Genomic DNA, 13,846 nt, shown 5'->3' on the forward strand with positions numbered 1-13,846 from the left:
ACCCGGTCCAACTGCCAGATACAGGACACCACCTAGGCGATTGTGATCGGTAGACCTTTTGTACCCGCACCGCGCAACGAGGCATGCACGGGCTTCGGTGGCCACACGAAGCAGCGGACCCCGCGGTTGCCCAACTCCCAGGCCATCTTGTCGTAGGGCATCGTGACCAGACCAGTGCGGGAGCGGAAGTTCGCGTCGTCTGGCACGGCGACGAACCCGGCCACGACCGGCCGGCATCCGGCGAGGTTGGCGCTGCTGCGCGCGTCGCCGTCGGCGATGTACTCACCGGCCGGCGGCTCGTAGATCCCGGCGAACTCGCCCTCGTGCGGCTGCGTGCACGGGGCCGGGAAGATCCGGTCTATGGCGTTGGCGGCGCCGCCGGGCTTGGTGGTGACCTTCACACAGCCGATGCGCAACTCCCCGCCGTCGGGGCTCAGGGCGCCGCGCAGCGAGGTCGTCCGGCTCGCGATGCTGAACCGGTCGATGTCCTGCAACGCCTGCAGGTCGCAGCGGAACCAGCGGGCCCCGGCGTCCCACAGCAGCGGGCTCGGCACGTCCACGCTCAGCGATATCCGGCCGGACCGCCAGTCCGCGCCGAGCAGGGTCTTCGCGTCGTCGGCGCATCGGGTGTACGCCCCGCGCATGGCCGGGCCGCCGGCGCTCGGCGGCGTGGCCCGCTCGGCGTCGGCGCCGGTGAACCGCCCGACGGAGATCAGCTCGACCTCGTGCGGCGCGGTGCACGCCACCGGCGCCGGCCAGCTGGTGACGTCGGCGCTGGCGGTGCCGCCGGGCAGCGGATAGCAGGCAGGGGCGACCGGCTCGATGAGCGTCGCGGCGGGCAGCATCGGCCAGCCGTTGACCAGGTCACCGTCGGTGGCGGCGGGTGCCGGTGGCCGCGCGCAGCCGCCGAGCAGCGTCACCGCCGCGACGACCAGCACGACCGCACGCCGCACCGCACCTCCCCCAAGGCTATGCCCGGAGAAGGTCTCCCCTCACGGGCTCGCCCACCATACCCGGTATGGCGTCCGCAGGATCGTGACCGAGCTCGATGATTCCGTTCGCGCCGTCGACGTGCACGACCCGCGGCTGGTACGTCCTGGCGGCGGCGTCGTCCAGCTGCGCGTAGGAGATGAGGATGACCAGGTCACCCGGGTGGACCAGGTGCGCAGCGGCGCCGTTGATGCCGATGACGCCGCTGCCGCGGGGCCCGGCGATCACGTAGGTCTCCAGCCGCGCGCCGTTGGTGACATCGACGATCGCGACCTGCTCGCCGGCGAGCAGGTCCGCGGCGTCCATGAGGTCCTCGTCGATTGTTACCGATCCGACGTAGTGCAGATCGGCCTGGGTGACCGTGGCACGGTGGATCTTCGACTTGAGCATGGTGCGGATCACGGGAGCTGTACCTCGATGTTGTCGATGAGCCGGGTGCCGCCGACCCAGGCCGCCGTCAGCAGCCGCGCCGGGCCGTGTGCCGGGGCGGGGCCGAGCATCGGGTCGGTGAGCACGAAGTAGTCGAGTTTCACCTCGGGCTCGCCGGCGAACTCGGCGAGGCCGGCCGCGACCGGGTCGGGCGCAGTCGCGGCGGTCCTGAGCGCCCTGGACAGCACCAGCGCCGCCTGCCGCTCCGCCGGGGCCAGGTACCGGTTGCGGCTGGACAGCGCGAGACCGTCGGGCTCCCGCACGGTCGGCACGCCCCGCACGTCGATCGGCAGGTCGAAGTCGCGCACCATCGCCCGGATCATGCCGAGCTGCTGGTAGTCCTTCTCGCCGAAGTACGCGACGTCCGGGCGGGTCAGCTGGAACAGCTTGTTGACCACCGTCAGCACGCCGTGGAAGAACCCGGGACGGCTGGCGCCCTCCAGCTCGTTGCCGGCGGGCCCGGGGTCGACCCGTACCGTCGGCGCACCCTGCGGATACATCACGTCCCGGGTCGGCGTGAACGCGATGTCCACGCCGGCCTCGCGGGCGACGGCAAGATCCGCCTCCAGCGTGCGCGGGTAGCGGTCGAAGTCCTCGCCGGGCGCGAACTGCAGGGGATTGACGAAGATCGTGAGCAGCACCGTGTCGGCTTCGGCGCGCGCGGTACGCAGCAGCTCCGCGTGCCCCTCATGCAGCGCACCCATGGTCATGACGACGGCGACGGTGCCGCGGGCCGCGGCGCGGGCGGCCGCGAGCTGCTCGCGGGTCTCGACGACGTTCACGCCTTGCCTCCCGTGCCCTTCGCCTTCCTGCGGCCGCCGCGCTGCGCCGCGACCACCGGCGGGGCGTGGGCGCTGCCCAGCACGTCGAGCAGCGGCTCGGCGTCCATCGGGCGCAGGCGCCCGGCGGCGATGACCCGGTCGGCGGTGCGCCGGGCGAGCGCCAGATACGGCGGCACCGACTCGGGCGCGACCGACTCGAGGGCCTGGAGGTGCTTGGCGACCGTGCCGGCGTCGCCGCGGGACACGGGGCCGGTGATGGCGGCGTCGCCGAGGCGCAGCGTGTTGTCCAGCGCGGCGCCGAGCAGCGGGGCGAGGACCTGCTCCGGGTGCCGCACGCCGGCGTCGCGGAGCCGGTCGAGGGCCTCGTTGACCAGCGTGGCGAGGTGGTTGGCGCCGTGGGCCAGCGCCGCGTGGTACAGCGGGCGCCGTGCCTCGTCGATCCACTCGACCTGACCGCCGAGGTCGGCGACCAGGGAGGCGGCGAGGTCGCGCAGCCCGTCGGGGGCGGTGACGCCGAACGAGACCCCCTCGGCGAGCCGGCGCAGGTCCACGTCGGTGCCGGTGAACGTCATCGCCGGGTGCAGGGCCAGCGGCCTGGCGCCCACGGTGGTGACGGGCGCGAGGACGGCGAGGCCGTGGGCGCCGGAGGTGTGCGCGACGATCTGCCCGGGGCGCAGCGCGCCGGTCTCGACCAGGCCGTTGACCAGGCCGGCGAGCACGTCGTCGGGGACCGCCAGCAGCACGAGGTCGGCGGAGGCGGCGACCTGGTCGGCGGGGAGGAGCTTGACGCCCGGGAGCAGCTGCTCCGCGCGGGACTTGGAGGCGGCGGAGACACCCACCGCGGCGACCACCCGGTGGCCGGCGTTCACGAACGCGGCGCCGAGCACCGCGCCAACCCGCCCGGCGCCGATGATGCCGATGTTCTGCCTGTTCACGGCCATGTTCATCGCGATGGATCCAGTCCTCGATGTGGGGTACCGGTCGATCACGAGTATGCGCCGCGGTGCGCAAAGCGGACAGGTCGTGTGGGATTGTCAACAGCACGTTTCGGGCCCTTTACCGGCGCGCGACGCTGCCGATAAAGGGCCCGAAAGCGATCGTCAGAGGCGGTGGTGCAGGTAGTCCTTGATCAGGGCCTTCGCCTCGCCGAGCACGACCGGGTCGCCGTCCGGCGAGCGCCGGAACGCCATCTTGATCAGCGCGTCGGCCGCCTCGACCGCGATCGCCAGCACGAACTGCAGGCGGTCGGCGTCCACGATGCCGAACCGGCCGATGAGCAGCGCCGCGAGCTGCGAGACGATGACGTCGTTGTTGTCCCGCTCGTCGTCGAGCAGGTGAATGTCCACCACGTCACCGAAGTGCAGGGTGCGGAAGCCCGGCACGGTGCGGTGCATGTCGATGTACTCGTCGATGGCCGCGTCGACCGCGTCCCACCAGTGCGAGATGTCCTCTTCGGCCAGCCGGGCGCCGAGGCGCTCCAGGTAGCCCTCCAGGCTGCGCAGCGTGAGCGCCTGCACGATCGCCCGCTTGTCCGGGAAGAACTGGTAGACCGAGCCGATCGCCACCCCCGCCCGCTCCGCGAGCAGCGTCGTGGTCAGCCCGTCGTAGCCCACCTCATCGACGAGTTCGGCGCACGCGTCGAGCATCCGCCCGACCCTCGCCACACTGCGCCCCTGCACCGGCACCCGGCGCAGTGGCTTCGTCCCGGCACTGGCCACTGTCTGCGTCGCCACCCGGCAGTCCCCCTCAAGCTCGTCCCCACCTTGAAACCTACTCACGTCAACGAGCGGGCACGATCGGCGGATAGCCCATTTCACTCTTGTGGTTCAACGGGTCATTGACGGCGGGCATACGTGAAGGGTACTCAGGTTTCGTGACTTCTCCGTGGGCCAACTGGGCCGGCAACCAGACCGCGCGGGCGACGCGTGTCGCGCACCCGTCGACCACCGCTGAGCTGGCCTTCGTGCTCCGCGGCGCGGCGGACGAGGGACTCCGGGTCAAGGCCGTCGGCAGTGGACACTCGTTCACACCCACTGCTCTGACGGACGGGGTCCGGATCGAGCTCGACCGCATGGCGTCACTCGTCCGGGTCGAGGGCGACCTGGTGACCGTGCAGGCCGGGATGAAGCTCGCGGTCCTCAACGCGACCCTCGCGGCACACGGCCTGGCCATGCCCAATCTCGGAGACATCGACGCACAGACGATTTCCGGCGCGCTTTCCACCGGTACACACGGGACCGGCGCCGCCTACGGCTGCCTCTCGACGTTCGTCGAGGCCCTGGAGCTGGTGACCGCCGACGGATCGGTGCTGCGCTGCTCGGCCGATGCTCAACCCGACCTGTTCGCCGCCGCCCGCGTGAACATCGGCGCGCTCGGCGTGCTCAGCGAGGTGACCCTGCGCTGCGTGCCGGCGTTCACGCTGCGGGCCGACGAGCGACCGGCCCGGCTGTCCGACGTCTGGTCCGACCTGGACACGCACGTCGCCTCGAACGATCACTTCGAGTTCTACTGGTTCCCCTACACCGACCGGGTCCAGATCAAGCGCAACACCATCGTGCCCACCTCGGACCGCCCGCTCGCGGGCTGGCGCCGCTGGCTCGACGACGACTTCCTGTCCAACACGGTCTTCGGCGGTGCGTGCCGGCTCGGCCGGGCGCTGCCGTCGACGGTGCCGACCATCAGCCGCGTCTCGGCCCGGGCGCTGTCCGCCCGCACGTATACGGCCCCGTCCCACGAGGTGTTCTGCACGCCGCGCCGGGTCCGCTTCGTCGAGATGGAGTACGGACTGCCGCGCGCCGCCCTCCGCGAGGCGTTCGACGGGCTGCGGTCGGTGGTCGACGGGCTGCCATACAAGATCCAGTTCCCGGTGGAGGTCCGGTTCACCGCGGCCGACGACATCTGGCTGTCGCACGGCTACGGGCGCGACAACGCCTACATCGCGATCCACCAGTACGTCGGCGCCCCGTTCGAGGAGTACTTCCAGCGCTTCGAGGCCATCACGGCCCCGCTCGGCGGCCGCCCGCACTGGGGCAAGATGAACTTCCGCGACGCGGCGTCCCTGGCCACGGCCTACCCGCGCTTCGCCGACTTCACCGCGCTGCGCGACAAACTCGACCCGGGCCGCCTGTTCGCCAACGCCTACACCGACCGGGTCCTCGGCCCCTGATCCCACGCCCGCCACCGCACCACGCCGTCCGCGATCAAAGTCGCGCGCCGGTCGTCCAGGCGACCGCCGCTGTCCTTTGATCACGTCCGCAAGATCGTCCGTCAGCACCGAGCCGCGGCAGCCGGCAGGAGAACTCCCGTGCGCGGGCCGCCACCTCGCCACCTCGCCACCTCGCCGCTGCGCCGCTGCGCCGCTGCGCCGCTGCGCCGCTGCGCTGTGATCAACGCTGCGGGCCGGCCGTCCAGGCGGCCAGCCCGCGACTTCGATCGTGAACGGCCTTGCCAATCGGCGGTAGCGCCGGACCGCGCGGTGCCGGCGCCTCCCGGATCACTGCGAAGTCGCGGCCACCGACGACTGGACCGATGGGTGCCGCGCCCTTCCCCGGCCCCGCTTGATCGAAGGACGCCCCTGGCCACTGGGACGACCACCGCCGTCCTTCGATCACGGCCGCGAGATCGTCCAGCGGCTGCCCGTCGGCCGCGGCGACACCCGGCAAGGGCAAACACCAATCATCGGCGGGTCGGACCCGCGGCCGGCGCACGCCCAGCGGCCCGAACGCCAGAGCGCACCGCCTTGCTGCGATCAACGGCGCGCGTTGGTCGAGGCGGGCCGGTTCGAGCTTGTGGCCGTGATCGAAGGCGCGCGCCGGTCGTCCGAAACACGCCTTCGATCACCACAAGCAGGACCCGCCGACCATGCGGCGTCCGCGGTGAGATGTCACTCGGCCGGTGGGGTGGCCTTCTTCGCCGTCGTCGCCTTGCGCGGGGTGGCCTTCTTCGCCGGGGTCGCCTTCTTCGCGGCCGTCGTCGTCTTCTTTACCGCCGTCGTAGTCTTCTTGGCGCCGCCGGTCTTCTTCGCTGCCGCCGTCTTCTTCGCAGCGCCGGCCGTGCCGTCGGCGGCCTTCTTCGCCGCGGGGCGGGCCTTCTTCGGTGCGGGACCCTTGGCGCGCTTCTCGGCCAGCATCTCGCTCGCCTCGTCCAAGGTCAGCGCCTCGACCGTCTGGTTGCGGCGCAGCGAGGCGTTGAACTCGCCGTCCGTCACGTACGGGCCGAACCGCCCGTCCTTGATGACCAGCGGCTTCTCGGTCGCCGGGTCGGGGCCCATCTCGCGCAGCGGAGGCTTGGCCGCGGCGCGTCCCCGGGTCTTCGGCTGCTCCAGCAGCGCCAGCGCCTCTTCCAGGGTGACCGTGAAGAGCTGGTCCTCCCGCTCGAGGGACCGCGTGTCGCTGCCGCGCTTGATGTACGGCCCGTACCGGCCGGGCGAGGCGATGATGTCCTCGCCGGCCGCGTCCTTGCCGACGGTCCTCGGCAGGGTCAGCAGCTGCAGCGCCTCTTCGAGCGTCAGGTGCTCCGGCGACTGCGTGGACAGCAGCGAGGAGTTCTTCTCGCCGGTCGACACGTACGGACCGTAGCGACCCGACTTCAGCACGATCGGCTCGCCGGTCTCGGGGTGCTCACCGAGCTTGCGCTCGCCGCTCGCGCCGCCGATGAACAGCTCCGCGACCTTCTCCGGGGTCAGCTCGTCCGGGGCCAGCCCGTCCGGCACCGTCGCGCGGTCGCCCTCCTCGCCCTCGGGCGTGTCGGCGAGGAAACGCTGCAGGTAGGGCCCGTAGCGACCGACGCGCACGACGACGTCGCGGTTGGCCTCGTCACGAAACAGCGGGATCGAGTTGATCCCGCGTGCATCGATCTCGCCCAGCCGCTCGGTGACCATGCGCTTCAGCCCGCCCTGGCGGGGCACCGACCCTTCGTCGCCCGTGTCCCCACCGAAGTAGAACGGGCGCAGGAAGTCCACGGCGCTCTCGTCACCGTTGGCGATCTCGTCGAGGACGTTCTCCATCGACGCGGTGAAGTCGTAGTCGACCAGTCGCGGGAAGTGCTTCTCCAGCAGCCCCACGACGGCGAAGGCCAGGAACGACGGGATCAGGGCCTGGCCGCGCTTGAACACGTAGCCGCGGTTGTTGATCGTCTCCATGATGGAGGCATACGTGGAGGGGCGCCCGATGCCGAGCTCCTCCATCGCCTTGACCAGCGAGGCCTCGGTGTAGCGGGACGGCGGCTGGGTCGTGTGGCCGGTCGGGGTCAGGCCCTTCTCGGTCAGCGTCTGGCCCTTGACCAGCACCGGCAGGCGGCGCTCGGCCTCCTCGGCCTCTGCGTTCTCGTCGTCGGAGGACTCGACGTAGACGCGCAGGAAGCCCGGGTCGGTGATCGTCTTGCCGGTCGCGCTGAAGTCGACGGACTCCTTCGCCGGGGTCTCCGCGTTGATCCGCACCGAGGTGCTGTTGCCGACCGCGTCGGTCATCTGCGACGCGATCGTGCGCTGCCAGATCAACTCGTACAGCCGCAGCTCCTCGGCTGAAAGTTCCTTGGCCACGTCGCCGGGGGTACGGAACGAGTCGCCGGCGGGGCGGATCGCCTCGTGTGCCTCCTGCGCGTTCTTGACCTTGCCGGTGTACCGGCGGGGCTGCGGCGGCACGGCGGCCGGCCCGTACAGGCTGAGGATCTGCTGGCGGGCGGCGGCGATCGCGGCCTCGGACAGGTTCACCGAGTCCGTACGCATATAGGTGATGTAGCCGTTCTCATACAGTCGCTGCGCGAGGCGCATGGTCTGCGCGCTGGACAACCGCAGCTTGCGGGAGCCCTCCTGCTGCAGCGTCGAGGTGATGAACGGCGCGGCGGGCTTGCGCCGGTAGGGCTTCTCCTCGACCCGGGTGACCGTGAACGGCCGGCCCTCCAGGCGCGCGGCGAGACCGCGGGCGCCCTGCTCGTCGAGGTGGATCACGCCGGCGTTGGGCCGGACCTTGCCGGTCTCCGGGTCGAAGTCACGGCCGGTGGCGACCCTGTCACCGTCGATCGCGAGCAGCGTCGCGTTGAACGTGCGGGTGTCGCCGTCCGGCAGGAGCTTGGCCAGGATGTCCCAGTATTCGGCGGAACGGAACTTCATCCGCTGCCGCTCCCGCTCGACCACGATGCGGGTCGCGACCGACTGCACCCGGCCGGCCGACAGGCCGCCCTGGACCTTCTTCCACAGCACGGTGGACAGGTCGTAGCCATAGAGCCGGTCGAGGATGCGCCGGGCCTCCTGGGCGTCGACCAGCGCGCGGTTGATCTCGCGCGGGTTGGCGACCGCGGCCTGGATGGCCGGCTTGGTGATCTCGTGGAAGACCATCCGCTTGACCGGGACCTTCGGCTTCAAGGTCTCGAACAGGTGCCAGGCGATGGCCTCGCCCTCGCGGTCCTCATCTGTGGCCAGGTAGACCTCGCTGGCCGTCTTGAGCAGCTCTTTGAGCCTGGTGATCTGCTTGCGGCGGTCAGCCGAGATGACATAGACAGGCGTGAAGTCGTTGTCGACGTCGACGCCGAGGTATGCCCACGGCTTGCTCTTCAGGTCCTCGGGCATGTCTTTCTTGCCCACGGGCAGGTCACGGACGTGGCCGAAGCTCGCCTCCACGACGTAATTCGGGCCCAGATAGCCCGAAATCGTCTTGGCCTTCGCCGGCGACTCGACAATCACCAGCCGCTTCGTGTTGGCGGAGTTCGGCACAGCTCTCCCCGGTGCGGACGGACATGTGTCAAACGTAACGCGCGCCTACGCGCCGAGTTGCGTGATGCGGCACCCGGCGGTCGGCCTGCGACACGCCGATCGGCGCCACGGTACACCCAAGCAGAAGCGCTACCTGCCCGATCTTGCCATCGTGTCGCATCGGCTGCCGTATTTGTCACGCTTTGTCGACCGGCGGTGACCCTGATGGCGGGTGGAATCACACCGCGCGGCGCAGGGTCAGCCTACCCGGCGTTTACCTCGGCCAACTCGCCTGCGGTGCCCCCGCGGGAGGCTCACCGACGAGCTCCGCGAGGCGCGTCACACGGCGCAGTCCCACGATGCGGTATGCTGGGCCGCCGGCCTTGGGACCGACGAACACTGCGATCAGTCCCGCGGCGGCCAGAGCGTCCCCGACCACGACCCAGTTGTCAGCCACCTGGCGATCGATGGCGTTTTCGTCCTTGTTGTCGGTTTCATCTGGTACGTCCGCGCTCTCGGCCGCCGGTTCGGCGAGCGGATCGAGGTCGACGGTCGGCAGGTCCCCGACCCCGGAGTCGGGCCAGCCGTCGCGGTTGTCGTCGATCCAGTCCTCGATCTCCTCACCCAGGTCGACCGGGCCGGGATCGAAGGTGGAGATCAGCGGTGTGGCCTTCTTCTTCGGCTTGCCCGGCGGCGCCTCGGGCACGTCCTCGATCAATTCCTCGTCGGGCGTGTCGGGCTCCTGGGCCGGCGGACCGCCCGGCTCCTCAGATATTTCTGCAATCTCCGTCACGCCCTCCTCGAACGCCGCGACATCCTCGTCGTCGGGCAGGTAGGGGCGGCTGGGCGCGAGACGGAGCAGGTAGGCGCGCTGGCCGTCCCAGGCGCCCGCGGCCGCCACCCACAGCCGTAGCCGCCGCCCGTCGAGGACCAGGTCCCGGGGTGACACCTTGGCGGTGCCGTCCAGCCAGCGGGCCGCAAGGGGGGCCAGCAGCGCCGCATACGCCGTCCGCACCGTCCACCGGTCCTCGACCCCGGTCGGCTCGCACGACACGACCAGCCCCCGCTGCTCGCACTCGGTGCGCAGCACGCCTGCCCGCCACGCGTCCTCGACCTCGATCGACACCTTCGCGGTGCCGCCCATCCGGCCGACCTCGCCGGCACCGGCGAGCAGACCCTCCAGGTCCATCGGGGTCGGCGGGCGCGCCTCTACCCCGAACAGCGACAGTTGCCGGCTCCGGGCCGGCGTCACCGACACTCGGGCACCTCGTTGAAGGCCTTCTGCAGATCCTTCTGCCCGACGTGCTTGGGGTCGATGGCGCTCTGCTCGTATTCCTCCTTGAGCACGGCGAACGCCGACCCGACCGAGGTGTAGAACGCCTTCGCGTCGGTGGTCGGCAGAGCCTCGACGGAGCGCTTCGCGTTGCCATACGCGTCGCGGGCCTTCGACAGCGAGGCAGTGAACTGCTGGGCGACCTTGTCGCCGCCGGAGACGTCCGGCACCCCGGCGCCGCTGACCCCGAGCCTGGCCTTCTCGCTGGAGCTCTCCGCCCCGGCCAGCAGGTCCACGATGTTGGTCTTCGTCTGCGAGGCGGTCTTGGCCGCCTGCAGCTGCTGCTGGGCCTTCGTGGTCAGATCGGCGATCTCGGCCCGCCACGGCGCCAGCGCCGTGCACACCGACTGTGCCCACCGCTTCGGCGCTACGTCGCCGCTGCCGTCAGCGCCGCACCCACCCGTACCCGCCGAAACGAGGACGAACAGGAGGCCGATGGCGACGACGCGGAAGTGCATGAATGGAAGCCTAGAACCGATCGTCTGTTCGACAAATACGACGCCCCGGCCGGAATGATCCCGGCCGGGGCGTCGATGCGAACCAGATCAGGCGGTGACCCGCTCCGGAGCCGCCTCCTCCTCGGAGGCGCCGTCGCCGTTGCCGGCGTCGACCGAGACCGGCTTGCGCTTGTTGATGACCACCGCGGTGGCGATGATCAGCGCCGCGCCGATCGCGATGGCGAACCGGATCCCCGGGTTGCCGTCGCCCGTGGTGTAGACCACCACGGCAGGCGCGATCAGCAGCGCGACCAGGTTCATCACCTTGATCAGCGGGTTGATCGCCGGGCCGGCGGTGTCCTTGAACGGGTCACCGACGGTGTCACCGATGATCGTCGCCTCGTGCGCCGGCGAGCCCTTGCCGCCGTGCGTGCCGTCCTCGACGAGCTTCTTCGCGTTGTCCCACGCGCCACCCGAGTTGGACAGGAAGACCGCCATCAGCGTGCCGGTGCCGATCGCGCCGGCCAGATAGGCCGCGAGCGGTCCGACACCGAGGCCGAAGCCGACCGCGATCGGCGCCAGCACCGCGAGCAGACCCGGCGTGATGAGCTCACGCTGGGCGTCACGGGTGCAGATGTCGACGACCTTGCCGTACTCCGGGCGCTGCGAGTAGTCCATGATGCCCGGGAACTCGCGGAACTGGCGGCGCACCTCGATCACGACCGAACCGGCCGAGCGGGCGACGGCGTTGATCGCCAGGCCCGAGAAGAGGAACACGACCGCGGCGCCGATGAGCAGGCCGACCAGGTTGCCCGGGTTGGCCACGTTCAGGAACTTGTCGACCTCGACCTGCGAGAACTCCTTCAGGATCGAGTCGGTGTAGGACCCGAACAGCGCCGTCGCGGCGAGGACGGCCGTGGCGATCGCGATGCCCTTGGTGATCGCCTTGGTGGTGTTGCCGACCGCGTCGAGCTCGGTCAGCGTGCGGGCGCCGCGCTCGTCGATGTCACCGGACATCTCGGCGATGCCCTGCGCGTTGTCGCTGATCGGGCCGAACGTGTCCATCGCGACGATGACGCCGACGGTGGTGAGCAGGCCGGTGCCGGCCATGGCGACCGCGAACAGCGACAGCGTGATCGAGCCGCCGCCGAGCAGGAACGCACCGAACACGCCTGCGCCGATGACGAGCGCGGAGTAGACCGCCGACTCGAAGCCGACGCTGATGCCGGCGAGCACCACGGTGGCGGGACCGGTGAGCGCGCTCTTGCCGATGTCCCGGACGGGACGCCGCTCGGTCTCGGTGAAGTACCCGGTCAGCGCCAGGACGATCGCGGCCAGGACGATGCCGATGGCGCACGCGATGATCGCGGTGATGTGCGGGCCGAACGGCGGGGCGTCGCCGCCCGCGAGCGCCTTGATCGCCTTGACGCTGTCACTCTCGCCGTGCAGGCCGGACCACTTGGTCGGCAGGTAGAACAGCGCGGCGGCGGAGACCAGCACGATGGAGATGACGGCGGAAATGTAGAACGCCCGGTTGATGGCGACCAGGCCGTTGCGGTCCGAGGGGCGCAGGCGGGTGAGCGCCACACCGAGGATCGCGACGATGACGCCGATCGTGGAGACGATGAGCGGGAAGACCAGGCCTTCCTCGCCGAACGCGGCCCGGCCGAGGATCAGCGCGGCGACCAGGGTCACCGCGTAGGACTCGAAGAGGTCGGCGGCCATACCGGCGCAGTCACCCACGTTGTCGCCGACGTTGTCGGCGATGGTGGCGGCGTTGCGCGGGTCGTCCTCCGGGATGCCCTTCTCGATCTTGCCGACCAGGTCGGCGCCGACGTCGGCGGCCTTCGTGAAGATGCCGCCGCCGACCCGCATGAACATCGCGAGCAGCGCGGCGCCGAACCCGAAGCCCTCCAGCACGGTCGGGGCGTCACTCTTGAAGATCAGCACGACCAGCGCCGCACCGAACAGGCCGAGGCCCACGGTGAGGAAGCCGACGACACCACCGGTGCGGAAGGCGATCTGCATCGCCTTCTCGCGGCCGCCGTCTTCTCTGGCCGCCGCCGCGACGCGCAGGTTGGCGCGGGTCGCCAGCGCCATGCCGGCGCCGCCGATGAAGGCCGAGAAGACAGCACCGACGATGAAGAACGCCGACCTGCCGATCTTGATCATGGTCTCGTTGTCCCCGGCGTCACTCACGGGGAGCAGGAACAGCACCACCACGGCGATGACGACGAAGATGCCGAGGGTCTTGAACTGGCGCGTGAGGTACGCGGTCGCGCCCTCCTGCACCGCCCCGGCGATCTCCTGCATCTTCGGGGTGCCCCGACCAGTTGCGAGCACGGCCTTGACCAACGCGGCCGCGAAGCCCAGCGCCACGAAAGCGATGACGAGCGCGACGACGACGTAGGTCAGGTTGCTCCCGCTGAGGGAAATCTCGTCGGCTGCGACGAGTGTTGCGGACATTCGTTGTCCTCCTGTACCGACACATGACAGCGCCGCGAGCGGTCAGGCCGGCGGCGGGTTCTCCCCAAAGGGAGGCGTGCTGGACGGTCGAGGTACCCAGTGACCAGGCCCGTCATACACGATCGCCGTACTCTAGCCGCAGAGCGTGTCTGTGGTCACACCGACTTGCGCGTTTCAAGAGATCGCTTTTCGTCGATGGTCTACTTTGTCTTTGCGTGGAGGGACCTGTCCTACTCCGCCGGACGCTCCAACGGCCACGACATCCGGACCTCGGTGCCGACGCCTTCTGCCAGCTCGGACACGTTGAGATCATCGACGAGCCCCGCGAGCAGGGCCAGCCCCATCCGGGCCGCGACCGCCTCCTCCGCCAGCAGCTCAGGCGGGGTGGTCAGCGGCAACGCCGGGTCCGACAGCACCATCACGGAATCTTCATCCCCAGCTTCACCCCCCAGGCGGGCCGCGATCGCCCCGTTGGCGGCGCGGTCGATCACCCGGACGGTGAACCGGTCACCGTCGGCCATCGCGACGTCGACCAGGTCGTCCAGCCCGTGCGACCGGTGCAGCGCCACGGCGCGGGAGCAGGCCTCGCCGATGGCGAGCCTGACCTCTTCGAGCAGCTCCTCGGCCACCCCGGCCCGCCGCGCGACGGCCACACCGACCAGCCGGGCGGTGCGGACATGCGCGGCCGCCGGTGAGAACGACAGCCTGACTGTGGGCATGA

The 13,846-nt window shown here is 70.5% G+C and carries 11 protein-coding genes; 1 reads left to right on the top strand and 10 read right to left on the bottom strand.

The genetic code is table 11. The features are described from left to right. Nucleotides 1–32: 32 nt before the first annotated feature. The 5 genes from OHA72_RS06730 to OHA72_RS06750 form a co-directional block, all read right to left on the bottom strand. Entirely contained in the window at nucleotides 33–953 is a 921-nt protein-coding gene (locus OHA72_RS06730; RefSeq protein WP_327006984.1) for a septum formation family protein, read from the bottom strand. Between the two features lie 16 nt (nucleotides 954–969). Next, entirely contained in the window at nucleotides 970–1,392 is a 423-nt protein-coding gene (gene panD / locus OHA72_RS06735) for an aspartate 1-decarboxylase (RefSeq protein WP_327006985.1), read from the bottom strand. After that, the gene (panC, locus tag OHA72_RS06740) at nucleotides 1,389–2,201 is read right to left on the bottom strand and encodes a pantoate--beta-alanine ligase (protein WP_327006986.1); all 813 of its coding nucleotides are present in this window, start codon (nucleotides 2,199–2,201) and stop codon (nucleotides 1,389–1,391) included. Before panC ends, panD begins: the two co-directional genes overlap by 4 nt. Beyond that, nucleotides 2,198–3,142: a Rossmann-like and DUF2520 domain-containing protein gene (locus OHA72_RS06745; RefSeq protein WP_327006987.1), complete on the bottom strand. Its 945-nt coding sequence runs from the start codon at nucleotides 3,140–3,142 to the stop codon at nucleotides 2,198–2,200. Before OHA72_RS06745 ends, panC begins: the two co-directional genes overlap by 4 nt. Before the next feature lie 159 nt (nucleotides 3,143–3,301). Beyond that, nucleotides 3,302–3,847 (bottom strand): TetR/AcrR family transcriptional regulator, encoded by a 546-nt coding sequence (locus tag OHA72_RS06750; protein WP_327011479.1) that lies wholly within the window; start codon nucleotides 3,845–3,847, stop codon nucleotides 3,302–3,304. Between the two features lie 227 nt (nucleotides 3,848–4,074). Here OHA72_RS06750 and OHA72_RS06755 point away from each other — a divergent pair, with 227 nt between their 5' ends. Next, nucleotides 4,075–5,367, top strand: a complete 1,293-nt coding sequence (locus tag OHA72_RS06755; RefSeq protein WP_327006988.1) for a D-arabinono-1,4-lactone oxidase — start codon at nucleotides 4,075–4,077, stop codon at nucleotides 5,365–5,367. A gap of 717 nt (nucleotides 5,368–6,084) precedes the next feature. On the opposite strand, the gene topA is transcribed toward OHA72_RS06755, so the two are convergent. The 5 genes from topA to OHA72_RS06780 all read right to left on the bottom strand — a co-directional run bounded on the left by topA (nucleotide 6,085) and on the right by OHA72_RS06780 (nucleotide 13,844). After that, nucleotides 6,085–8,910 carry a type I DNA topoisomerase gene (topA, locus tag OHA72_RS06760; RefSeq protein WP_327006989.1) on the bottom strand — a complete coding sequence of 942 codons (2,826 nt, stop codon included), beginning with the start codon at nucleotides 8,908–8,910 and terminating at the stop codon, nucleotides 6,085–6,087. Nucleotides 8,911–9,163: 253 nt separating this feature from the next. Continuing rightward, on the bottom strand, nucleotides 9,164–10,147 hold the full coding sequence (locus OHA72_RS06765) for a hypothetical protein (protein ID WP_327006990.1): 984 nt from the start codon (nucleotides 10,145–10,147) through the stop codon (nucleotides 9,164–9,166). After that, nucleotides 10,138–10,680 carry a hypothetical protein gene (locus OHA72_RS06770; protein ID WP_327006991.1) on the bottom strand — a complete coding sequence of 181 codons (543 nt, stop codon included), beginning with the start codon at nucleotides 10,678–10,680 and terminating at the stop codon, nucleotides 10,138–10,140. The genes OHA72_RS06765 and OHA72_RS06770 overlap by 10 nt, the downstream gene beginning before the upstream one ends. Before the next feature lie 87 nt (nucleotides 10,681–10,767). After that, the gene (locus OHA72_RS06775) at nucleotides 10,768–13,125 is read right to left on the bottom strand and encodes a sodium-translocating pyrophosphatase (protein WP_327006992.1); all 2,358 of its coding nucleotides are present in this window, start codon (nucleotides 13,123–13,125) and stop codon (nucleotides 10,768–10,770) included. A gap of 230 nt (nucleotides 13,126–13,355) precedes the next feature. Continuing rightward, entirely contained in the window at nucleotides 13,356–13,844 is a 489-nt protein-coding gene (locus OHA72_RS06780; RefSeq protein ID WP_327006993.1) for an ATP-binding protein, read from the bottom strand. Nucleotides 13,845–13,846 lie beyond the last annotated feature (2 nt).

This window comes from Dactylosporangium sp. NBC_01737 (assembly GCF_035963215.1).
GTDB lineage: Bacteria > Actinomycetota > Actinomycetes > Mycobacteriales > Micromonosporaceae > Dactylosporangium.